Here is a 21,635-nt window from a genome sequence, read left to right on the forward strand (position 1 = left end):
GGGAAAATACTGGTTGGTCACGACTTTTTTCAGGGTTTCCATGCACTTCCTCCTGCCTGGCCGGGGGCTGCGGAAAGTGGCCGCATCAACACAAGTATGGGGCTGGATTAAGGCGAAACACGGCAAGACACCGTACTGAGTGATGAACATAACTGGCGGCCGCGCCGTCGGTTGTTTTGTGCTCGATCTTCCCCGCTGCCGGCAGCCCCGTTACGGTGAATTTGTCCGCCCGATTTTAGGAGGCTTCCATATGCGCATAGTTACTGCCGGCCTGTTCCATTCCGTGGATGGCGTGGTGTCAGATCCCTACAAATTCCAGTTCGACAGCTTCGATGACGAGCTTGGTGAAGGCCTCACCAGGATGATGGACAATGTGGACACCGTGGTGCTGGGCCGGGTGAGCTACCAGGAGTGGGCCGGCTACTGGCCGAACGCGTCAGTGGACGAGGACTTCGCCGCCTTCATCAACCCCGTGGAGAAGCACGTGGCCTCGCGGACCCTCACCGAACCGCTCGGCTGGCAGAACTCCCACCTGATGGATGCACCGCTGGAGGAATTCGTGGCACAGCTGAAGAAGCGCGACGGCGGCGAGATCGCCGTCTGCGGCAGCATCTCCGTGACCCGGCAACTGCTGTTCGCCGGGCTCCTGGACTCGCTCACACTGATGACCCACCCGGTGGTCGCCGGGAGCGGCCGCCGGCTCTTCCAGGACGGCGACCCGACAACCCGGCTGGTGCTGCAGGACGAAAGGCGGACCAGCAAGGGCAACGTGGTGAGCACCTACGGCCGGCTGGAGGGATAGAGCGCCCGGGCTACCAGGGTGCCGTGTCAGGAAGATCGTCGACGGCGTAGGTCACCGGATCCGCATGGCCATCGACAGGCAGGGAGCCATCCCGCCTGCTCCTGCCGCGAAGCACCTCGTCCGCAGCCTGCGTCAACGTCAAGGACCTTCCTGCAGCCCATGCCAGGCCGAACCTGACGGGACCGGCGCCGTTCCGTGCGGCTTCGATAATGGACTCGACGCGGCGCCGCTCGTCGGTTACCAGCGGAAGCCCATGGTCAGCACGGTAGGCGTCGGCAGCGGACAGCAGCCGGATGGCAGGTTCGATCCGCTGATTTTCCACGTGGACTCCGGCAAGGGATTCCAGGTAGCCCACCAGGTTTCCCTGCGCCCCGAGCTCCACCACACCCGCAATTGCTTCCGTCAGCAGGGTTTCGGCCGCACCGAAGTCTCCGGTGTGCTGCAGACTTTCGGCGAAGTTGGTCAATGCTATGCCAAGGAGCCATCTGTCCCCCATGGGCCGTGCGAGGGCGGCACACTCGCGCGATAGTTCCAGCGCCCGGGGATGGTCACCGGAGTAGAAAGCGATCCGCGACAGGAGCACCAGGGCCGCCACCTGCGTACGAAGAGTGGCACCTGGAGCCGACAAGGCGTCCATGGCGAGCCGCTCCGCGGTTGCCATCTCGCTGCGCTGTGCTTCCTGGACGGCAAGGCACATGACCGTCCAGGCGACGCCCTTGCTGTTGCCTGCTTCGCGGAACGCATCATAAGCCCTGGAGTGGAACCGGGTCGCCTGATCGTTCCTGCCCACCGTCCAGCACAGCGTGGCCGCGCCGCTGAGCGCCGGTGCCAGGACGGCTGCCGGGACCCCTTCAGTTTCCTCCACCAGCTCCACGGCAATCCGGTATTGCTCGGTAACATCACCCGTCAGCTCCCAGTAGTGCCACAGCTCGCCCACCAGTTGCAGCGCAACGTCCTTCGATCCGCCCGGTCCGGCAGCCCACAGCAGTGCGGACCGCAGCTCTGCGGCATCGGCCGTCAACAGCCGAAAGGCCTTATGCTCTCCGTGGCCCCACAGCCGGGGCCCAAGCGTCCGGGCAAGCCGGAGGTAGAAGTCTGCGTGCCGGCACCGGAGCGCCTGCTCGTCCGCCAGCTGTGCCAGCCGGTTCCGGGCAAACTCCCTGATCGAATGCAGCATGGACACGCGGCTCGTTCCCATGGAATCCCTGTACCTGCGCAGCAGGCTGTGGCGCGCAAGAACCCCGATCGAAGTGTTCGTATCCGCAACCCCGCTGCATACTCCGCCCACGGCAACTTCGGCCGGATCGGCCGCGAAGACGCCGAGCTGGTCAAAGAGGCGCCGTTCCTGGGGACCCAGCAGCTCGTAGCTCCAGGCAAGGGTGGCTGTAAGTGTCCTTTGACGGTCGGGGAGGTCACGGAACGCTTCGGGCAGTTCTGCAAGGTTGAATTCCAGGTCGTGGAACAGGTCTTCCTCGCTGCGGTCCCGCAGCCGGGCTGCCGCAAGTTCGATGGCCAGCGGCAGCCCGTCGAGGCGATGGCACAGCCGGATCAGTACACCGGCGTTGTCCTGGTCGATATCGAAATGGGGCCGTACTGCCCGCCCGCGTGCGACAAGGAGTTTCAGGGCCGGGACCTCACGCAGTTCCGGCAAAGGCGCCGGCGGGTCGATCGGCGGCAAAGCCAGCGGTGCGAGCTCATACTCATACTCGGCACGGAGTCCAAGACGCCGGCGGCTGGTGGCAAGTATCCGGAGGTCAGGGGCCGCCGTGAGCATATCGAGCACCACCGGCCAGGCCTCCTCAAGGTGCTCGAAGTTATCGAGTACCAGCAGGAGCCGGCGGGTCCGGAGAAAGCGGGACGCCACTTTGAGCGGGTCCTCCCCTGCCCGGTCCGCCAGGCCCAGGGTGGCGGCGATGGCACCCGGGACTTGTTCCACCTGGGTGAGCGGTGCCAGGTTGACCCAGCCCACGCCGTCGGCCATCCGCTCGCGAAGCTGCGCGGCAGCGGCCAAAGCCAGCCGGGTCTTACCCGTTCCGCCCGGCCCCGTGACAGTCACCAGCCGGCAGCCTTCCTTCCGGTAGAGCGAACACACCTCCCCCAATTCCGCTTCCCGGCCCACCAGGGGTGTCAGTTCGTTGGGCAGGTTGTCCAGGCGCTGCCGTGCCCGCGGGTTCCCCTCGCTGGCGGGGGCGTCCAGCGATGCATCCTGCCGGAGGACCAGCGCCGCCAGCTCGCGCAGTCTCGCGCCCGGGTCGATGCCCAGGCCGGCTGTGAAGGCCCGCCGTGCTTCCCGGCAGGCGGCCAGCGCGTCGGCCTGCCTGTCGCAGCGGTACAGGGCAACGACCAGCGCTGCCCACAGCCGTTCCCGGTACGGATGCTCCTGCACCAACCGCTGCAGCTCCCGCACCAGGCTTCCATGCCTGCCCAGGGCAAGTTCGACGTCGGCGAGATCCTGGTAGGCATCCAGCCGTGCTTCCTCCAACTGGTCCAGCTCCGGCCGGAACAGCTCCGCGTCGGCAAGATCCGGGAACGGCAGGCCGGTGAACAATTGCACGGCCGCGCGGAGGCGTTCCGCACCGCCAACCAGGTCGCCCGCCTCGACAGCCTGTTCCCCTGCAGAGATGAGTTCGCGGAACTGCAGGATGTCCAGTTCGTCTGCCGTTACGGACAGGGAGTACCCGCCGGGGCGGCTGGCAATGCGCTGTGGTGCTCCTCCTTTGGGCCGGTCGGGTTCGAGGATGCGTCGCAGGTTGGCAATGTAGACCTGCAGCTGAGGGCCCGGCTGCGCGGGGGGATGGCCGTCCCAAAGGGCCTCGGCCAGGAAATCGGAGCTGACCACGCAGTTTGCCCGCAACGCCAGGCATTCGAGGACTATTCGCAGCTTCGCGGCGCGCACGGGGACCGGTTCACCGGCAATGACGACGTCGACGGGCCCCAAGGCCCGTATCCGCAACGCAACCATCGCACAGCACTCCTCAACCGACCAGCCGCAGCCCCGGACTTTCCAGCCGGTTCCGCGGAACTCATCGACGAGCGACCCCAGAGCGCCTGCCCGTGATCCGGTGTGGCCCGGAAGCCAGCCGCATCACCCTCATCATGCTCCCCCGGGATCAGGAGACCAATGGTTTGCACCAACAAAGGGGACCCCCAATTAAGGGCCGGTTAAGTGAGGGGGGCAATCCTTGGCTCACCATTAGCCATCTCCGAGAGGACGTCCGATGAAAACCACCAGCATTATCCGCAGCCTGGCGTTGTCAGCCCTTGCAACTGGCGCACTGGTGGCGCCGGCCCAGCCTGCGCTTGCAGAACGTTCATTTGAAGAAATTCCCGCCGGCACGTTCGCCGTACCCTGTCCGGACTCCGAATTGACCGTCGCTGCGGCCGGGAAGTACGCAGTCATCGAGTTGCCGGGTGGCCGCACGAAGACCATATGGCCTGGCGTGAGCATCACAGTCACCGGTGAATCCGGAGAGTCTGTGACCTTCGAAGGCACGGCGGGGCTAACGCATACAACGCCCCTCAGCAATGGAAATCAAATGTTCACTGCAACCGGCCGCAACTTCATCACGGTGCCGGACGCAAACGACCATCCAGTGGGCGTCTTCCTCACAATCGGGACGGTCAGCTGGGTCTTGGATGAGAACGAAGAGGAGGTTGGGGGTATGTTCACGGGCACGGGCCGGGTGACGGACTTGTGTGCCCTGCTTGGGTAACCGTGAAGCATGGGAACATGCTGCCTGGTAAGTATGCCGCGGGCGTACCGCCAGAGCTACGCCCGCAGGCGTTCGGCGACGGCCGCGATGTCGCCGGGGGTTGTCCGGCAGCACCCGCCGATGATCCGGGCACCGAAGTCCTGCCAGGTTGCGCTGCCCTCGGCAAGGTTGGCCGGATGCCCAAGCCCTGCGCTGTCGGACGGTGGGGCAGGGCTCCAGGTCTTGGTGACGGGATCGTACGTCTCGCCTGAATTGGGGTAGGCCACCAGCGGCTTGCTGGTGGCCGCCCCCAGGGCGGCGAGCGCCGGGGTGACCAGCTCCAGCGGCACACAGTTCACGCCGACGGCGGCCACGGTGGCCTCGCCGTCGAGCAGTGTGGCCACCGACGTCAGCGGAGTGCCGTCACTGATGTGCCCGCCGTCCCGGAGCGAGAAGGAAAACCAGGCCTCGACGCCGAACTCCTTGCTGAGTGCCAGGAGCGCCTCAGCCTCGGTGAAGGACGGGAGCGTCTCGCATGCGAGAACGTCGGCACCGGCGCCGACGAGGGCTGCGATCCGCGGACGGTGGAAGTCGCGGAATTCTGCGGGAGCCAGGAGTCGTCCCCCGGTACTCGGAACCGTCCGCAAGGTAGGCGCCGTAGGGTCCCACCGAGCCGGCAACCAGCAACGGCTTGGCCTCCGGATGGGCGGCAAGGTGCTCCCGGCGGGCCTCGTCCGCAAGCCGGACCGACAGGGCCACCAGCTCCAGCGCCTCCCGCTCACTCATTCCCCGCGGGGCAAACCCCTGCGGCGTGGCCTGGTAGCTGGCTGTGGTGGCGATCCTCGCTCCCGCCGCAAAGTAGTCGCGGTGGACGTCCTTGATCAGGTGGGGTTGTTCGAGCAGGACTTTGGCAGACCACAACGGGTCATCAAGATTGCAGCCCCGGGCCTCAAGCTCTGTCGCCAGGGCGCCGTCGGCGGGAAGGAGCTCCCCGGATTCCAGCAGGGTGGACAACAGCGCATTCACAGGCATGGTAGTCATAATACGCATTTTCTTATGCTTGTAATGATTGTTTCTTTCTGCCACGATGGCAGGCATCCGCCAGCCCGGCGGAAGGAAGAGGACTGGTTCTTGGACGTTCAACTGCATGCGGTGCGCAAGCTGCGCGTCCACTGGCCCATCAGCGGCACTACGTTTGCGCAGCTGGCCAAGGGGGAAGCGGACGCCTTCCGGAACGATCCGGACATCGCAGCCCTGCTCCAGGCCTTGGCCCAGTTCCAGGAACTGGGCGATTTTGGCAACTATAAGCACGTGTTCGAATCCGGCCTTGGCTTCGAAGGGTTCACCACCGCAGAGGGAGCCAACCCAACGCTGGGACGCGTCGGAGAGCAGACCCTGTCCCCCACCTTCGTCTTCACCACCTACTTCGCTGCCTCCCTGGAGGACGCAGCCGTTGAACGGTTCATGCGGCAGATCGTGGACATCCACCCTTGGGAAGTTCCGGTGATTGAACTGGAAGGACCCCTCAGCGTAACCAGCACGGCACTGGCACCGATCACCAAAGGAGCTTCAGCATCATGACGGACACCCTCACCACCTCCCTGTGGGAAGGACTGCAGCAGGTTCTCGCGGGACGGCGGTTCGTTGACCTGACCCACGCCTTCCACCCCGGCCAGCCCCACTTTGCGGCGTTCCCGGATGAGGAGCGGGAAGCCCTCTTCGACCTCGAAAAGGGGGACGGCTTCACCGCCCACCGGTATTCGATCGTGGGCCAGTGGGGCACCCACGTGGACCCGCCGTCGCACTTCATCCGGGGCGGCAGGACCTTGGACCGGATTCCGGTGCAGGAAATGATCCTGCCCCTGGTGGTCCTGGACATCTCCCATCGGGTGGCAAACGATCCGGATGCCACCCCCACTCTGCAGGACGTGCACAACTGGGAAAGCCGCAACGGCACCATCCCGGCGGGCAGCTTCGTGGCCCTCCGCACCGGCTGGAGCCGCCGCTGGCCGGACGTCGACGCGATGGCCAACCGTGACGCTGACGGCCTGAGCCACACGCCCGGCTGGTCACGGGAAGTGCTGGCCTTGCTGCTCAACGAGCGGTCGGTTGCCGCTGTCGGCCACGAGCAGACCGACACTGACACGGGCCTGGCCACCTCCCGGCAGGACTTCAGCCTGGAAACCTTTGTGCTGGAGCAGGACCGCTGGCAGATCGAACTGCTGGCCAACCTGGACGGACTGCCGGAGGCCGGCGCCGCCGTCGTCGCAACCTGGGCCAAGCCTTTGGAAGGCAGCGGGTTCCCGGCGCGGGTGTTTGCCATCTGCTGACCCGGGGGCCAGGAAGGCGCCTCCACTAGACTCAAATCCATGTCGAAAACCTCCAGCATGGGCCGCGGAATCCAGGCCGTCCTGGCCGTCGGGGCACGGCATGCAGCAGGGCTTCCGGGCGGCAGCGTTGCGGACATCGCGGCGGACCTGGGGAGGGACCGCAGCCAGGTCTCCCGCAACCTGCGCAGCGCGGAGCACGAGGGGTTCCTCGCCCGCACGTCCCGCACCTACGCCCTTGACTGGTCGCTCTTCACCGGTGCCCAGCTCCTGACCGAACGCCGGCTGCAGGCCGACGGCGGCACAGCGCTGGACAGCCTCGCCTCAGCTGTCGACGAGGCCTGCTTCCTGGGCGTGCTGCACGGCGACAGCACCGTCACCATCGGGGAGAGCGTCCCCGCGAGCAGCAACCTGGTGGGATCCTGGCTGGGACGCCCGTACCCCGCCTACTGCAGTGACGCCGGGCAGGCCGTCCTGTGGGAAGCGTCGGAGGCGGAGGTACGGACGGTGTTTGCCGGCGTCGACTTTGTCCGCCACGGCCCGAACACTCCCACCGGCATTGAAGAGTTCCTTGCCCGGCGGGAGGCAGCGCGGGAACGCGGCTACTCGATCGTTGATGAGGAGGCCGAGCCGGGACTCTACTCCCTGGCCGTCCCGGTCCGCGACTTCAAGGGCGATGTGGTGGCGGCGCTGCAGATTGTGGGCATCAAGGACCGGCTGGAACCCAAGCGGGACAGCTGCGCCGCGGCGTTGGTGGCGCAGGGACGGTGGCTCGAGGCCCGGCTCGGCTACCGGCAACAGGCCTAGCTACACAAGCCAATCAGCCGACGGCCGGAGAAGCCCCAAGCCGCTCGGCGGCGGCACGCAGGGCCGAGGCGGCGGTAGCAGCACCGGACCCCAGCTCCGCCCGGCTCCCGAGGACACTCAGCGATGCGGTGATGCCGCCGCCGGCAGCCCGCACGGGCACGGCGAGCTCCACCACCTCGTGCTCGAATTCCTGGTCGGCCGCAACATACCCGGCTGCCCGGTCCCGTTCCATCAGCTCCCAGACCTCGGCGGTGGTGTGGGCAGCCCCCGGACCGCCGATCCCGACGAAATTCACCCCGCCCAGCAGCGCGTCCAGGCCGGGACGGTCGAAAATCCCACAACAGCGCCCGGCCGGCACCAGTGCACCACACCGGCGTCACCATTCCCGGCTTCACGAAGCTTCCGGGAACGGCGTCGTTGCTGGAGGCACGGAGCAGAACCACGCGGAAGCCGTCCCGGACGGAGAGCCTTGCCCGGAGGCCCAGGGCGGCCACCAGCGCCTCGAGCTCGGTCTTCGCCTGCCGGACCCAGCCGGTGTTGAGTGACGCGGCGAGGGTGAAGAAACGGGGGCCGGTCCGGAACGGGCCGCGGTCAGCCCGCTCCAGCAGGCCAAGGTCGCACAGTTCCTGGGCCAGGCGCGAGACCCGGCTCTGGTCCATGCCCAGCTCGGCGGCGAGCTGCGAAACACCCAGCAGCTGCCGGCCGCGGATTTCCCGGTCTGCCACCAGCCGCACAAGGCGCAGTCCCTGTGCCATCGACGACGCCTCGGCGGACGATTCCACGCTCATGCCCCTCCCGGCCGGTAATCCCGCCCCATTCTTCCATGGCCGCGCCACGTCCGATCCGGAAACAACGGGACAAGGAACGACGGCGCCCGCTGCGCCAGGTGCCTGAACGCACCCCGCCGGGCGGCCGCCGTCGTCCGCGCCTAGCCTTGGATGCCGGCGGCAGCCTTGCGTCCGTGCCGGAAGTAGAACCAGGCGTAGCAGGCGGCCACGAAGGGGATGCCGAAGTAGAGCGCGGCCACCTGGGTGGGGTCGAGGGCGATGCCGACCAGCGAAACGACGCACAGGGTGAACGCCAGGATGGGCACCAGCGGGAACAGCGGCGCCCTGTACGCGAGGTCCGCCACGTTGCCGCCGCTGCGGACGAATGCCCGGCGGTGGAAGAAGTGCGAGGCGGTGATGGACATCCACACGCCCACCACGGCGAAGCCGGCCACGGAGACGAGAACAGGTAAACCGTCTCCGGTGCGACCACGCTGCTGACCAGGGAGGCGAGGCCGCCCACCATGCTGACGGCGAGTGCCACCAGCGGGATGCCGCGGCTCGTCAACTTCTTGAAGACGCTGGGCGCGTGGCCTTCATCGGCGAGGGAGTAGAGCATGCGCGCGCAGGAGAAGAGGCCGCTGTTGCCGGCGGACAGGAGTGCGGTGATGATGACGAAGTTCATGATGTCGGCCGCGAACGGGATGCCGACGGCCGAGAACACTGTCACGAACGGGCTCTCGTCCAGTCCCACCTCGGTGTACGGGATGGTGGCCGCAATGACGGTGATGGCGCCGACGAAGAAGATGAGCAGCCGAATCACCGTGGTGCGCATGGCCTTGGGGATGCTGGTGGCCGGGTCCTTCGTTTCGCCCGCCGCGACGCCGATGAGTTCGGAACCGGAAAAGGCGTAGAAGACGGCGAGCACGGTGACCAGGACGCCGGTGAAGCCGTTCGGGAAGAGGCCGGCTTCGGTGCTGAAGTTCTCGAACAGGTGGGGGTGGCTGCCGCCCGCACTCAGCGGATGGAAGCCGAACAGGGCCGCGCCGCCCAGGACAATGAGGCCGATGATTGCGGCCACCTTAACGATGGCGAACCAGAACTCGGCCTCGCCAAAGAACTTCGAGGACACGGCATTGAAGCCAAACAGGACGGCGGCGAACACCAGGCACCAGACCCAGACCTCCACGTCCGGGAACCAGCGCTGCATCAGCAGGCCGGAGGCAGTGAATTCGGAGCCGATGGCCACGGCCCAGCAGAGCCAGTACAGCCAGGCGGTGGCGAATCCCGTGGCGGGTCCGATGGAGCGGGCGGCGTAGATGTGGAACGCGCCGGACACCGGGTAGGCGATGGCGAGTTCACCGAGGCAGGCCATCACCAGGTACACCACGAAGGCGCCGATGAGGTAGGCGATGACGGCGCCGAGCGGGCCTGCCTGCGAGATGGTGTAGCCGGAGCTCAGGAACAGTCCCGAGCCAATCACGCCGCCCATGGCGATCATCACCAGGTGCCGAGGTCCCATGGAGCGGCGGAGCCCCGACTCTACTGGGGATGTAACCGGCGGCGAGGCCAGGGTCAGCGGTGAAGAGGGTTCCATGGGCGTCTCCAGTAGGGATGTGGGGCACCGCGCGCCTGCGGCAGTGGTCACCGAAGAAGTGAACGGCGGCAGTGCCGAAACTAGCACGACCACCGAAGAAACAGTCACTAAATACATGGCTGCATGCTTATATTGCACGCTATTACGCGCTGCCGTGTGGGGGCTGCGGAACCGGGGCACATTGGCACGGACACGCCGTCGGCAGGGCAGACCCAGCACTTTCCGGCCTCAAAGTGCCCCGGGACGGCGTACGACGGCGGCATTCAGTCGGGTGCCGCCGTCGCCCTTTCCGCGGGCGGGTAAAATTCGTCCGGTCATGGATTGTTCCTACTTCGACGCCGCCGCCTGCCGCTCCTGCACCCAGATGGGCGTGCCCTATGCGGAGCAGCTCGCCGGCAAGCAGAGGCACTGCGAGACGCTGCTCGCACCGCACATGGAACTGGAGTGGCTGCTGCCCGTCGGGAGCCAGGAGTCCGGCTTCCGCAACAAAGCCAAAATGGTGGTCGGCGGGACGGCGCAAAACCCGACCATCGGGATCCTTGATGCCGACGGCCAGGGCGTGGACCTCCGCGAGTGCGGCGTCTGCTCGCCCGGACTGCTGGCCTGCTTTCCGGTGTTGGCCGGATTCATCAGCCAGGCGCGGCTGACCCCCTATGACGTTCCGCAGCGCCGCGGCGAGCTCAAGCACATCATCATCACCGAGTCCCCCGACGGCGAGGTGATGCTGCGCCTGGTCCTGCGCTCCGAGCAGCTGCTGCCGCGGATCCGGAAACACCTCCCCTCGCTCCTGGCCGCGCTGCCGCAGGTGAAGGTGGTCTCGGTCAACCTGCACCCTGAACACAAAGCGGTGCTGGAGGGAGACCGGGAGATCCTGCTGACGGAGCAGTCCACGCTGCGGATGCGGGTCAACGGCCTGGACCTGCACCTGCGGCCGCAAAGCTTCTTCCAGACGAACACCCCCATGGCCGCTGCGCTGTACCGGCAGGGCCGCGAGTGGGTGGACGAGCTGGGTCCGGCGTCGGTCTGGGACCTGTACTGCGGCGTGGGCGGCTTCGCCCTGCACTGCGCCGGACCCGGGCGGGACGTTACCGGGATCGAAACGAGCCGTGAAGCCATCGTCTCGGCCAAGCTCAGCAGCAGCGAGGCCGGCCTGGAACGGGTGGGGTTCCAGGCCGGCGACGCCACGGCCTTTGCTCTCGGGGCGGACCGTTCGCCGGAGCTGGTCATCGTCAACCCGCCCCGGCGCGGCATCGGCAAGGAGCTCTGCGGCTGGCTGGAGTCCTCGGACGTGCAGCATGTTGTCTACTCCAGCTGCAACGCCCAGTCACTGGCCCGCGACCTGGCCGCGCTCCCCTCGTTCACGGCCCGGCGTGCCCGGGTCCTGGACATGTTCCCGCAGACCATGCACTACGAGGTGATGGTCCTGCTCGAGCGCGCCGGCTGACCTTCCGTCAGCCGCGCACCCGTTCGACGGCGGCGGCGCTGGCTTCCTGCCCGGCCGCCCGCAGGCCCGTGACGACTCCCGCGGCGTCGGCTGCGGAGCGGTTCTGGCTCAGCTTTTCCTTGGCCTCGATGCGGGTGATCAGCAGCTCGACCCCCACGATGGCGCGCAGCTGCCCGGCGATGAACCGTTCCGGTGCATCGTCCACGCTCCATGGCTTGCCCCTGCCTTCCTCGTGCAGATCCGTCAGGCTCCGGACGTGCCGTGCCAGCCACCCGGCGTCGTCATGGATGACCAGCCGGCCGTAGACATGGGCGGTGGAGTAGTTCCAGGTGGGCACCACGCGCCCATGCTCAGCCTTGGAGGGGTACCAGGACGGCGAGATGTAGGCGTCGGGCCCCTGGAGGATGGCGAGTGCCTCACCATTTGGCAGGCTGGAGAACTGCGGGTTGTTGCGCGCGACGTGGGCGTGCAGTGCGCCGTGCTCCCCTACCGATGGTACATAGACGAACGGCAACAGTGTGGCCTGCAGGCCGTGCTCCGTCATGGTGACCAGGTTGGCCGCCGCCGGGCGGGCCAGAAGGTGCAGGACGGCGTCGGGGCCGGCGGCGAAGTGGGCGGGAATGTACATGGGTTGGTCCTTTCGGGTTTGGGGGTTATCAGGAAGCGGGGCTGTTGAGCCGCACGCGCACGGCCGCGCCGGCGCATGCGATCACGGCAAGGCCGCCGAGGGCAGTGCTCCAGGTGAGGGCCTCGCCGAGCAGGAGTGCGGCCCAGCAGATGCTCATGACGGGCTGGAGGAGCTGGACCTGGCTGACCTGGGCGATGGGTCCGACGGCCAGCCCGCGGTACCAGGCGAAGAATCCGAGGAACATGCTCACCACGGCCAGGTAGCCGAAGGCGGCCCACTGGACGGGTGTGGCCTGCGGCGGCTGGGCCGCGGCGGACACGGCGGCGAGGGCCAGCATCAGCGGGGCGGCAAGGACCAGGGCCCAGGCAATGGTCTGCCAGGAGCCCACTTCCCGTGCCCGGAGGCCGCCTTCTGCATAGCCGACGGCGGCGCAGGCCACGGCGCCCAGCAGCAGGAGGTCGGCCCAGTGCAGGTGCCCGATGCCGCCGGCCTGCAGGAAAGCGAAGCCGAGTGCCGCCAGCGAGCCGAGGCCGGTGACCAGCCAGAACGCCAGGGGCGGCCGCTCGCCCGTCCGCAGCACGGCTGCCGTGGCCGTGGCGGCGGGCAGAAGCGCGATCACCACTGCACCGTGCCCGGCGGGTACTGCCGTCAGGGCGTAGGAGGTGAGGAGGGGGAAGCCGACGACGACGCCCCCGGCCACCAGCGCGAGCCTGGCCCAGGTCCGCGGCCGGGGAAGCCGCTGCCGGGTTAGTGCCAGGGCCGCGCCTGCCAGACCGGCGGCGATGACGGCGCGGCCGGAGCCGATGAACAGCGGATCCAGGCCCTCAACGGCCACGCGGGTGAAGGGAACCGTGAAGGAAAATGCCGCCACGCCCAGGAGTCCCCACCAGAGGCCGGTCTGCGGCTGGGCACCGGGCGGTACCGGTGGGCGGACTTGGACAGTAGCGCTACTATTGTCTTTCATGAACAACGATAGCAGTTCGCGGATCGTCCTGGCACTCCGAGACTGGATTTCCGGTGCTGCCCCGGGTGCCCGGCTGCCCTCCACCCGGCAACTGGTGGCCGAGTACCAGGCCAGCCCGGTGACGGTGCAGAAGGCGCTGCAGGCGCTGACGGCGCAGGGGCTGATCGAGAGCCGGCCGGGCGTGGGGACCTTCGTGCGTGCTGTCCGGACGGCCCGGCCCTCCGACTACGGCTGGCAGACGGCGGCGCTGCGGTCGCCGTCGTCGGTCCTGCCCTCCTCCAGCACCATGCGGGATGTACCGAACAGCGCCATCTCGTTCCACGCCGGATACCCGGACCGGGAACTCCTGCCCGAGCGGCTGGTCCGGGGCGCGCTGGCCCGGGCCGCGCGCGGCACCGCCGCATTGTCCCGCCCGCCGGCAGCCGGGATGCCGGAACTGCAGCAATGGTTCGCCCATGAACTGGGTTCCGCTACTCCTGCCGGGTTCACTCCTCCGACGCCGAGCGATGTGATCGTGCTGCCGGGAAGCCAGAGCGGGCTCAGCTCGATTTTCCGGGCGCTGGTGGGCGCCGGCCAGCCGCTGCTGATGGAATCGCCCACGTACTGGGGAGCGATCCTTGCCGCGGCCCAGACCGGGGTGCGGGTGGTTCCGGTGCCGAGCGGACCGGAGGGACCGGATCCGGCGGAACTGGCCCGGGCGTTTGCGGAGACCGGGGCGCGGGTGTTCTATGCGCAGCCCAACTACGCCAACCCCACCGGTGCACAGTGGGCGCCGGGGCGCGGGGAGGAGGTGCTGGAGGTGGTCCGCGCGCACGGTGCATTTGTGGTCGAGGACGACTGGGCGCACGACTTCGGCATCACCTCGGATCCGGTGCCGCTGGCCACAAGGGATGATGCGGGGCACGTGGTCTACATCCGGTCGCTGACGAAGAGTGTTTCCACGGCCATCCGCGTCGCGGCGGTGGTGGCCCGCGGTCCCGCCCGCGAGCGCATCCTGGCCCACCGGGCGGCGGAGTCAATGTACGTGAGCGGACTGCTGCAGGCCGCGGCGCTGGATGTGGTGACGCAGCCGGGCTGGCAGACGCATCTGCGGAGCCTGCGCCAGCAGCTGCAGTCGCGGCGGGACCTCCTCGTGACCAGCATCCGCGAGCACGTTCCGCAGGCCCACGTCGAGCTCCTGCCCAAGGGCGGGCTGAACCTGTGGCTGCGTATGCCGGACGGAACGGACCTGCCCCGGCTGACCCGCGACTGCGAGGACAACGGCGTGATCATCGCCGCCGGCACCGAGTGGTTCCCCGCGGAACCCCCGGGGCGTTTGTCCGGCTGAACTTCGCCGGGCCCAACCCGGGCGCTTATCCGGAGGGCGCCCGACTCATTGGCGAGGCCCTGGCAAGGCAGGGCTGACCCCGTCCCCTTTCACTGAGTTTTTGGGCAGATATGGCAACTTGAGCGGTCCGGAAGTCGCTTTATCTGGACAAAAATTCAGCCCTGGAGGTGGGTCGTACTAGGCACCGACGCCGACCAGTTCTGCGCTCTTCTCCCACAGGCCCCGGGCCAGCTCGGCGTCGTAGGCCTGCGGGTTGGCCTTGGCCAGGGCGCGCTTGGCGTAGTAGGCACCCGAAATCCAGTCGGTGCCCGGGGTGCCGTTGATGAGCCAGAGCATGGTGTCCGCGCCCTGCTCCGGGCTCAGCATGAACCGGTTCAGCAGGGTCTTGTAGGCGTGCCGGAAGGGGCTCGTGGACTCCGCGGCGAAGTTGGTGCGGACCACGCCCGGGTGGAATGCCGCCGTCGTAATTCCCTGATCGCCGTAGCGTCGGTGCAGTTCGGAGGTGAAGAGGATGTTGGAGAGCTTGCCGGTGCCGTAGGCGCGGTTGGTGGAATAACCGTGCTCAGAAGTGAGGTCGAAGAGGTCCAGCTTGCCGAAGCCGTTCGCGGCGCTGGCGGTGTTGATGACCTTGGCGTTGCTGGCCGTGAGGGTGTCCATCAGGAGGGTGGTGAGCAGGAACGGGCCCAGGTGGTTGATCTGGAAGGTGGACTCGTTGCCGTCCACGGTGAGGGTGCGCTTGCCCATGATGCCGCCGGCGTTGTTGGCGAGGACGTCGATGCGCGGGTAGTCGGACTTCAGCTGCGCGGCGAGGGTGCGGACCTGGTCCAGCTCGGCGAAGTCGGCGAGGAAGTAATCCGCGTCCAGTTCCTTGGCGAGGGCGCGGGTCTTCTCGGCGGAGCGGCCCACGATGACAACCTGCTCCCCCGCCTTCGCGAGTGCCCGGGCGGCTGCTGCGCCGATGCCGTCGCTGGCGCCGGTGATCACGATGGTGCGAGGAGTCAAGGGAGTTCCTTTGGTCTGGCGGACGGCGCTCCTGGCGGAGACGCACAAAGATAAACAACGACGGCGGCCCGGCAGGTGTTCCCGCCGCCGGACCGCCGCTGCAAAAGCAAGTAGCGCCAGCTGCCGTTTTGAGAGTCCAAAACGGCAGTTGGCGCTACCTGGTCGGGAAGGGTCAGCCCGCCAGCCCGGCCAGCAGGAAGATCAGCGCGGCGATGGCGAAGCCCATCACGCCGATCAGGGTTTCCATGACGGTCCAGGTCTTCAGCGTGGTCTTGACATCCATGCCGAAGAACCGGCCCACCAGCCAGAAGCCGGAATCGTTCACGTGGGACACCACCACGGAGCCGGCGGCGACGGCCAGGACCATGGCAGCCACCTGCATGCCGTTCAGCCCGGCCGCTGCCACTGCGGGGGCGATGAGGCCCGCGGTGGTGGTGAGGGCAACCGTAGCCGAACCCTGGGCGATGCGGAGGATGGACGAGATCAGGAAGCCTGCCAGGATCAGCGGGATGCCCAGGTTGCCCAGGACGTCGGCGAGTGCCTGGCCGATGCCGGAGGTGCGGAGCACGCCGCCGAACATGCCGCCGGCGCCGGTGATCAGGATGACGGAGCAGACCGGGCCGAGGGAGGACTCGAGCAGCTTCTCCAGGGCACCGGCGTCCTTGCCGCGCTTGGCGCCGAGCACAAACAGGGCAACCAGGACAGCGATCAGCAGGGCAACCGGGGTTTCGCCGAGGGTACGCAGCACCTGGTACCACTGCTCGTCCTTGACTCCCTCAGGCAGAACGCCGGAGGTAGCGAGGGTGTTCAGGCCGGTGTTCATGAAGATCAGTACCAGCGGCAGGAGCAGCAGGCCCACGATGGTGCGGAAGCGCGGCGGGTGGGATTCGGCCTCTGCGGAGGCGTGGCCCAGGATTTCGGGCACGGGCAGGACCAGCTTCTTGCCGGTGTACAGGCCGTACAGGTAGGCCGTGACGTACCAGGTGGGGATGGCCACGATGAGGCCGGCGATGGTCACCAGGCCGATGTTGGCATCGAAGAACGCGGAGGCGGAGACGGGGCCCGGGTGCGGCGGCAGGAAGATGTGCATCACGGAGAAGGCGCCGGCCGCGGGCAGGCCGTAGCGGAGCACTCCACCGCCCAGGCGGTGTGCGACAGCGAAGACGACCGGCAGCATGACCACCAGGCCGGCGTCGAAGAAGATGGGGAAGCCGAAGATCAGCGAGGCGAGGCCCAGTGCGAACGGGGCGCGCTTTTCACCGAACACGCCGATGAGGTAGTCGGCCAGCACCTTGGCGCCGCCGCTGGTTTCCACGATCCGGCCGAGCATGGCGCCCAGGCCCACGAGGAGCGCCACGGTGCCAAGTGTGGTGCCGAAGCCGTTGATCAGCACCGGGACCACCTGGTTGGCGGGGATGCCGGTGGCGAAGGCGGTGGCGAGGCTGATCAGGATCAGGGCGATCAGGGCGTGCACGCGCAGCTTGATGATCAGGAACAGCAGCGCGAGGATCGCGGCTGCGGCGATGAGCAGCAGGGGACCTGCTCCCAGCGTCTGGGTCCATCCTTCGATGGTCATGGTTCTCCTTTGAAACAGAACTTTTGTGTTGGGGTTGGGTTTGGGGCGTTAGGAGGCGCAGGGCGCCTGTCCGGAGGGAAGCTTCAGTGCCTGCACGACGGCGGCAACCAGCTCCTCCGGCGAGCGGGAGATATCGAGGCGGAGGCTGCCGGCGTCGAGCTCTTCCTGGCTGAGCGCCTCGAGCGTGGCGAGCTGGCTGGGCAGCAGCGTGGGCGGCATGAAGTGGCCTTCCCGGCCCTGCATGCGCTGGCTGATCAGGTCCGCGCCGCCGTCGAGATGGAGGAAGAGGACCCGGCCCTCGGCTTCGGACAGCAGGTTTCGGTAGCTCTTCTTGAGCGCCGAGCAGGTCAGGACCGTGCTGCAGCCGGCTTGGGCCTGCGCGGTCATCCAGTCGCGGATCTCGCGCAGCCACGGCCAGCGGTCCTCGTCCTGCAACGGGATGCCCTGCGTCATCTTGGCGATGTTGGCCTGGGGGTGGAATTCGTCCGCCTCGGCGCAGGCCCAGCCCAACTGCTTGGACAGGGCTGCTGCGAGGGTGGATTTGCCGGATCCGGCAACGCCCATCACCACGAGGTGCGTGGGTGGATACTGCATGGTCATACCTCCGGAGAAGACGTCGTTGGCTTTCGAAGAAGCTCGCTGCGTGCCCGTGATGAAGTGGGCTACGCCATAAGGTATCACCTTTTTGATTGATAGGTACTATCTTTCCGTGTCACAAGTCATACCTTTTCAGCATTCTTGGCTATCCTGAGGTTGCGCTCCGGCGCGGGAAGGCGGAAAAGAATGTCGACGGCGACAGTACAGGACGCGGATGACGCGAACGACGGCGGGGCCTCCCCCGCGATGCATGAGCGTGTCCTGGAGGCGGTCGGCATTGCCATCGCCTCCGCCAGGCTGGCCCCCGGCAGCCGGCTGACCCTTGAGGGGCTGCAGCAGGAATACGGCATTTCCCGCACGGTTGCCCGGGACACCATGAAGGTCCTGGAATCCATGAACCTGGTCTACTCGCGCCGCCGGGTGGGCATCGTGGTGCAGGAACCGGATCTCTGGAATGTCGACGATCCCAAGCTCGTCCGGTGGCGCCTTGCCTCCGAGCGGCGTGCCGAACAGTACAGCAGCCTCACCGAGCTGCGCATCGCCGTCGAACCCATCGCCGCTGCCGGGGCCGCCCGCCGGGCGAGCGCGGCGGAGCGTGCCCAGCTCGTTGCCCTGGGTGCCGAGCTGCGCAGGCTGGGCGAGGCGGGCGATCTGCAGGCATTCCTTGCCGCGGATATCGAGTTCCACCAGCTGCTGCTGAGGAGCTGCGGCAACGAGATGTTCCGGGCACTGGAGGATATGGTGGCGGAGGTGCTGACCAGCCGCACCCAGCAGGGGCTGATGCCGTTCAAGCCGCGGAATGAGGCGCTGCAGGCGCATGAGGATGTGGCGGCGGCGGTGGCGCGCGGGGATACCGTGGTTGCAGAACGGGCCATGCACCACATCCTGGACGAAGTGCGCGAGGCGATGGGGCTGCACTAGGAAACTGCCGGGCACGGAAAGGATCCCTCCGGCCTCTTTCCGGTTCTCCCGATCCTGAGTAGCCTGCTAGTAGGGCCCATGCAAGCGGCCCTGCCGTGCAGGAACAGCTGTGAGGTGCACCATGGCCATCACCGGACAGTCGCGTACAGGATCAGTAACGGCGCCTGCCGTCGTTCCGCGGAGCAAGGGCCGCGTGGTGGTCAACTGGATCACCACCACGGACCACAAGACCATCGGGTTCCTGTACCTGATCACTTCGTTCGTGTTCTTCTGCCTGGCGGGTGTGATGGCGCTGCTGATCCGGGCGGAGCTTTTCGAACCCGGCATGCAGATCCTGCAGACCAAGGAGCAGTACAACCAGCTGTTCACCATGCACGGCATCGTGATGCTCCTGATGTTCGCCACGCCCCTGTTTGCCGGGTTCGCGAACTTCATCATGCCGCTGCAGATCGGCGCCCCGGACGTGGCGTTCCCGCGGCTCAACGCGCTGGCAGTACCTGGTTCTTCCTGTTCGGTTCCACCATTGCCGTGTCCGGCTTCATCACCCCGCAGGGCGCCGCGTCCTTCGGCTGGTTCGCCTACACGCCGCTGTCCAACACCACGTTCAGCCCCGGGCTGGGCGGGGACCTGTGGGTATTCGGGCTGACCCTCTCCGGCTTCGGCACCATTCTGGGCGCCGTCAACTTCATCACCACCATCATCTGCATGCGCGCCCCCGGCATGACCATGTGGCGGATGCCGATCTTCACCTGGAACACCTTGATCACCTCCGTGCTGGTGATCATGGCGTTCCCGCCCCTGGCGGCAGCCCTGTTCGCGCTCGGTGCGGACCGCCGCTTCGGCGCCCACATCTACAATCCGGAGAACGGCGGGCCCATCCTGTGGCAGCACCTGTTCTGGTTCTTCGGCCACCCCGAGGTGTACATCATCGCGCTGCCGTTCTTCGGCATCGTGTCCGAGATCTTCCCGGTCTTCAGCCGTAAACCGATCTTCGGCTACAAGGGGCTGGTGTACGCCACGATTTCCATCGCCGCGCTGTCCATGACCGTGTGGGCGCACCACATGTACGTCACCGGTTCAGTGCTGCTGCCGTTCTTTGCGTTCATGACCATGCTGATCGCGGTGCCCACCGGCGTGAAGTTCTTCAACTGGATCGGCACCATGTGGCGCGGCTCGCTGACGTTCGAAACGCCCATGCTGTGGAGCATCGGCTTCATGATCACGTTCCTGTTCGGCGGCCTGACCGGCATCATCCTGGCCTCCCCGCCGCTGGACTTCCACGTCTCCGACTCCTACTTCGTGGTGGCCCACTTCCACTACGTGGTGTTCGGCACCGTGGTGTTCGCAATGTTCGCCGGGTTCTACTTCTGGTGGCCCAAGTTCACGGGCCGGATGCTGAACGAGCGCCTGGGCAAGATCCACTTCTGGATGCTCTTCCTGGGCTTCCACGGCACCTTCCTCATCCAGCACTGGTTGGGCGTTGAGGGCATGCCGCGCCGCTACGCCGACTACCTGGTGGAGGACAACTTCACCTGGATGAACCAGTTCTCCACGATTTCGTCCATGCTGCTGGGCGCCTCGCTGATTCCGTTCTTCTGGAACGTCTTCATCACGTCCCGCAGCACGCGCAAGGTTGCCGTGGATGATCCGTGGGGCTTCGGGGCCTCGCTCGAATGGGCCACGTCCTGCCCGCCGCCGCGGCACAACTTCACATCGCTCCCGCGCATCCGCTCAGAACGTCCGGCCCTGGACCTGCACCACCCCGAAATCCGCGTCCGCGAGCATGAGACCACGCACAGCCCCGCAGCCGCCGCCTTGGGTGCGGCCGACATCGGCGAGAAGGATGTCCGCAGTCCAAACCCCGACGAATAGCTGAAAGCTATCTTGGGAGCAGCAGACCCTCGGGAACATGCTGCCCGGCCAACTCCCGGGCCTGCAGGGCGAACTTCAGGCCGCCGTCGGTGACGAGTGCCCGGTCGAAGTAGTTCTTTTTTGGACCCATGAGCTGCAGACACTTGAGGTTCCAGCGGACCGTCCGGTCGATGTCGATGGCCCATTCCGCCGGTACGGGATGACCGGACCGGGTGACCATGCCGGCCGCTTCCAGTTCGCTGCGGATCACGTCAACCCTCTCGGTCAGCGGCGGTGCGATGCCGCTGATGAGCCAGTCCAGATAGAGCCGGGTGGTCAGGTATACGGCCGGGTGTTCCGGGAGCGCGATGGTCTCCACCACGTAGTCCCACAGCTCGTCCGGACGGCCGATGTAGTGGCGCCCGCGCGGCGCCAGGAGCAGCCGGCCCTTCCGTTTTTGCAGCAGCTTCCAGTCAAGCATGTGCTGCCGCAGTTCGAGGATGGGCGGGGTCTGGCTCTCACGGTTGCCTTTGCCGACAATCCTGCTGTCCCACCCCAGCTCTTCCAGCGCCTGTTTGACCACAGCAGGCTTCAGGTAGCCGTCCTTGGTCAGCTCCAGCCCGTCACCGGAGGCAGCGTGCAGGAACCACAAGATGGGGCCCAGCGCCATGCTGCGTTCCTGATCAGTGAGTGGCTGCGGCCACCACTGCAGGCTCAGCATCCGGAGCCGGCGGTTGATGGCCTCTGGATCCAGAGCCGTGGGGTCGAACGGCCTAAACTCGCCTGTCACTTGAAAAGTCCAGGACCGTGCCTCGGAATGCTCCGGATGGTGATCATCCGCCAAGGCCTCCATCAACTGCCTGTAGCCGAACGGTCCGCCAGAGTCCTCCACCGGGCCACGGTTGGCCCCATCCACGAACCGTAGCTCGGCCGGATTAAGCTTGCCGCTGCCCACCAGCTCCACATGGTGTGTCCAGTTGTCGCCGAAGTCGTAGTCATAGTCAAAGGCCATGCCCGCCTTCGCCGGGTCCAGGAGCTCGGAAAGTACGACGCCGGATGGGGCCTCTGCGCGGAAACCGTCCTGGCCGTCGTCGGGATCGGTGATTGTCCGCTTCCTGCCAGTTCTGTCCGTGGTCTGGATGCCGTATAGATGGCGGTTTTCCCAGCCGAAGGCGGCTTGGACGACCAGGTGGAATTGCTCCACTGTCAGCGCTTCAGGAACCAGCAGCCTTCGCCAGATAAGCGGTTCGGTATCTTCGATGCTGATCCGCAGGTCGAGGGCCGGAACGGTTTCGGTGCTGTCCATGCTGGCCATTCTGTCAGGAGGATGGGA

At 66.9% G+C, this 21,635-nt stretch carries 15 protein-coding genes and 5 pseudogenes; 9 read left to right on the forward strand and 11 right to left on the reverse strand.

Features of this window, described 5'->3' with window-relative positions:
• Nucleotides 1-250: 250 nt before the first annotated feature.
• Nucleotides 251-802 carry a dihydrofolate reductase family protein gene (locus ACPEE0_RS14180; RefSeq protein ID WP_009372948.1) on the forward strand — a complete coding sequence of 184 codons (552 nt, stop codon included), beginning with the start codon at nucleotides 251-253 and terminating at the stop codon, nucleotides 800-802.
• Between the two features lie 10 nt (nucleotides 803-812).
• Here ACPEE0_RS14180 and ACPEE0_RS14185 read toward each other — a convergent pair whose 3' ends face one another.
• Nucleotides 813-3,740, reverse strand: a complete 2,928-nt coding sequence (locus tag ACPEE0_RS14185) for a BTAD domain-containing putative transcriptional regulator (RefSeq protein WP_424574679.1) — start codon at nucleotides 3,738-3,740, stop codon at nucleotides 813-815.
• A 280-nt stretch (nucleotides 3,741-4,020) separates the two neighbouring features.
• On the opposite strand from ACPEE0_RS14185, the gene ACPEE0_RS14190 reads away from it, so the two are divergent.
• Nucleotides 4,021-4,515: a hypothetical protein gene (locus tag ACPEE0_RS14190; protein WP_424574680.1), complete on the forward strand. Its 495-nt coding sequence runs from the start codon at nucleotides 4,021-4,023 to the stop codon at nucleotides 4,513-4,515.
• A gap of 56 nt (nucleotides 4,516-4,571) precedes the next feature.
• On the opposite strand, the pseudogene mmuM reads toward ACPEE0_RS14190, so the two are convergent.
• Nucleotides 4,572-5,526, reverse strand: a pseudogene (mmuM, locus tag ACPEE0_RS14195) (homocysteine S-methyltransferase).
• 99 nt (nucleotides 5,527-5,625) lie between these two features.
• Between mmuM and ACPEE0_RS14200 the strand changes: the two are divergent.
• The 3 genes from ACPEE0_RS14200 to ACPEE0_RS14210 are packed head-to-tail and all read left to right on the forward strand — an operon-like array spanning nucleotide 5,626 to nucleotide 7,628.
• Entirely contained in the window at nucleotides 5,626-6,075 is a 450-nt protein-coding gene (locus ACPEE0_RS14200; RefSeq protein WP_424574681.1) for a hypothetical protein, read from the forward strand.
• Nucleotides 6,072-6,824 (forward strand): cyclase family protein, encoded by a 753-nt coding sequence (locus ACPEE0_RS14205; RefSeq protein ID WP_424574682.1) that lies wholly within the window; start codon nucleotides 6,072-6,074, stop codon nucleotides 6,822-6,824. Before ACPEE0_RS14200 ends, ACPEE0_RS14205 begins: the two co-directional genes overlap by 4 nt.
• A 39-nt stretch (nucleotides 6,825-6,863) precedes the next feature.
• On the forward strand, nucleotides 6,864-7,628 hold the full coding sequence (locus tag ACPEE0_RS14210; protein WP_424574683.1) for an IclR family transcriptional regulator: 765 nt from the start codon (nucleotides 6,864-6,866) through the stop codon (nucleotides 7,626-7,628).
• 13 nt (nucleotides 7,629-7,641) lie between these two features.
• On the opposite strand, the gene ACPEE0_RS14215 is transcribed toward ACPEE0_RS14210, so the two are convergent.
• The 3 genes and pseudogenes from ACPEE0_RS14215 to ACPEE0_RS14225 all read right to left on the reverse strand — a co-directional run bounded on the left by ACPEE0_RS14215 (nucleotide 7,642) and on the right by ACPEE0_RS14225 (nucleotide 9,992).
• Nucleotides 7,642-7,986, reverse strand: a complete 345-nt coding sequence (locus ACPEE0_RS14215) for a hypothetical protein (protein ID WP_424575337.1) — start codon at nucleotides 7,984-7,986, stop codon at nucleotides 7,642-7,644.
• Between the two features lie 289 nt (nucleotides 7,987-8,275).
• Nucleotides 8,276-8,416 (reverse strand): annotated as a pseudogene (locus ACPEE0_RS14220) (IclR family transcriptional regulator); the annotation flags it as partial.
• Between the two features lie 140 nt (nucleotides 8,417-8,556).
• Nucleotides 8,557-9,992, reverse strand: a pseudogene (locus ACPEE0_RS14225) (amino acid permease).
• Nucleotides 9,993-10,308: 316 nt separating this feature from the next.
• Between ACPEE0_RS14225 and rlmC the strand changes: the two are divergent.
• Nucleotides 10,309-11,436, forward strand: a complete 1,128-nt coding sequence (gene rlmC, locus ACPEE0_RS14230; protein WP_424574684.1) for a 23S rRNA (uracil(747)-C(5))-methyltransferase RlmC — start codon at nucleotides 10,309-10,311, stop codon at nucleotides 11,434-11,436.
• 7 nt (nucleotides 11,437-11,443) lie between these two features.
• Here the strand turns inward: rlmC and ACPEE0_RS14235 are convergent, their stop codons facing one another.
• Together ACPEE0_RS14235 and ACPEE0_RS14240 are read right to left on the reverse strand one after the other, a co-directional pair.
• Entirely contained in the window at nucleotides 11,444-12,064 is a 621-nt protein-coding gene (locus tag ACPEE0_RS14235) for an FMN-binding negative transcriptional regulator (protein WP_009372939.1), read from the reverse strand.
• 28 nt (nucleotides 12,065-12,092) lie between these two features.
• The gene (locus ACPEE0_RS14240) at nucleotides 12,093-13,028 is read right to left on the reverse strand and encodes a DMT family transporter (protein ID WP_424574685.1); all 936 of its coding nucleotides are present in this window, start codon (nucleotides 13,026-13,028) and stop codon (nucleotides 12,093-12,095) included.
• Here ACPEE0_RS14240 and ACPEE0_RS14245 point away from each other — a divergent pair.
• Nucleotides 13,027-14,432 (forward strand): annotated as a pseudogene (locus ACPEE0_RS14245) (PLP-dependent aminotransferase family protein). The gene ACPEE0_RS14240 and the pseudogene ACPEE0_RS14245 overlap by 2 nt on opposite strands.
• Nucleotides 14,433-14,532: 100 nt before the next feature.
• On the opposite strand, the gene ACPEE0_RS14250 reads toward ACPEE0_RS14245, so the two are convergent.
• The 3 genes from ACPEE0_RS14250 to ACPEE0_RS14260 form a co-directional block, all read right to left on the reverse strand.
• Complete coding sequence (locus ACPEE0_RS14250) at nucleotides 14,533-15,357, reverse strand: SDR family NAD(P)-dependent oxidoreductase (RefSeq protein ID WP_424574686.1); 825 nt, start codon at nucleotides 15,355-15,357, stop codon at nucleotides 14,533-14,535.
• Nucleotides 15,358-15,529: 172 nt separating this feature from the next.
• On the reverse strand, nucleotides 15,530-16,933 hold the full coding sequence (locus ACPEE0_RS14255) for a GntP family permease (protein WP_009372934.1): 1,404 nt from the start codon (nucleotides 16,931-16,933) through the stop codon (nucleotides 15,530-15,532).
• A gap of 48 nt (nucleotides 16,934-16,981) precedes the next feature.
• Nucleotides 16,982-17,527: a gluconokinase gene (locus ACPEE0_RS14260; RefSeq protein ID WP_035752688.1), complete on the reverse strand. Its 546-nt coding sequence runs from the start codon at nucleotides 17,525-17,527 to the stop codon at nucleotides 16,982-16,984.
• 189 nt (nucleotides 17,528-17,716) lie between these two features.
• Between ACPEE0_RS14260 and ACPEE0_RS14265 the strand changes: the two genes are divergently transcribed.
• Both ACPEE0_RS14265 and ctaD read left to right on the forward strand, forming a co-directional pair.
• Nucleotides 17,717-18,451, forward strand: a complete 735-nt coding sequence (locus ACPEE0_RS14265) for a FadR/GntR family transcriptional regulator (RefSeq protein WP_424574687.1) — start codon at nucleotides 17,717-17,719, stop codon at nucleotides 18,449-18,451.
• A 121-nt stretch (nucleotides 18,452-18,572) separates the two neighbouring features.
• Nucleotides 18,573-20,323, forward strand: a pseudogene (gene ctaD / locus ACPEE0_RS14270) (cytochrome c oxidase subunit I).
• 7 nt (nucleotides 20,324-20,330) lie between these two features.
• On the opposite strand, the gene ACPEE0_RS14275 reads toward ctaD, so the two are convergent.
• On the reverse strand, nucleotides 20,331-21,608 hold the full coding sequence (locus tag ACPEE0_RS14275) for a plasmid pRiA4b ORF-3 family protein (RefSeq protein ID WP_424574688.1): 1,278 nt from the start codon (nucleotides 21,606-21,608) through the stop codon (nucleotides 20,331-20,333).
• Between the last annotated feature and the right edge of the window lie 27 nt (nucleotides 21,609-21,635).

Source organism: Arthrobacter sp. SD76 (assembly GCF_049726125.1).
Classification (GTDB): Bacteria; Actinomycetota; Actinomycetes; order Actinomycetales; family Micrococcaceae; genus Arthrobacter; species Arthrobacter nitrophenolicus.